The organism is Dietzia sp. KRD202 (assembly GCF_017168155.1).
In the GTDB taxonomy this organism is placed as follows: domain Bacteria; phylum Actinomycetota; class Actinomycetes; order Mycobacteriales; family Mycobacteriaceae; genus Dietzia; species Dietzia kunjamensis.
This window is the reverse complement of sequence record NZ_JABFAN010000029.1, coordinates 1-392: the sequence shown is the minus strand read 5'-3', so window position 1 is coordinate 392 and position 392 is coordinate 1. Positions and strand designations below refer to the sequence as shown.

General features: G+C 33.4%; 1 protein-coding gene. It reads right to left on the bottom strand.

Features of this window, described 5'->3' with window-relative positions; genetic code table 11:
- The coding region (locus J1M64_RS18390; protein WP_241261769.1) for an NAD(P)-binding domain-containing protein at positions 1 to 236 on the bottom strand (236 nt) is incomplete at its 3' end.
- Positions 237 to 392 lie beyond the last annotated feature (156 nt).

Genomic DNA, 392 nt, shown 5'->3' with positions numbered 1-392 from the left:
ATATATATATTCGCCTGTTTAAGATCTTTCTCATTATTTGTGAAGGTAATTTTTTGCATTGTTTCCAAATCTTCAGGGGCTACCTCACCCGTTTCATCCAATCCTTTTTTTAGCCCCTCAATTTTAGAGGTATTGATGTCGAAACCTATGACCTCAAAACCTTTTTTCACAAATTCGACCGCCAATGGTATTCCTACGTACCCAAGGCCGATTATAGCAAGCTTGTTATCTTTCATTTTTTTCATTATCAATGGTAATAATTCTTTTTATCAAAAAATTGTGGCAAAAGTACAATTAAACCCTAAACTTTATCCATCTTCAAAACCTAGACCTATTCAACGAAACCAATTAAAAAGTATTGCAAATAGCAAGTAAAGGGCCAAAAATACAGT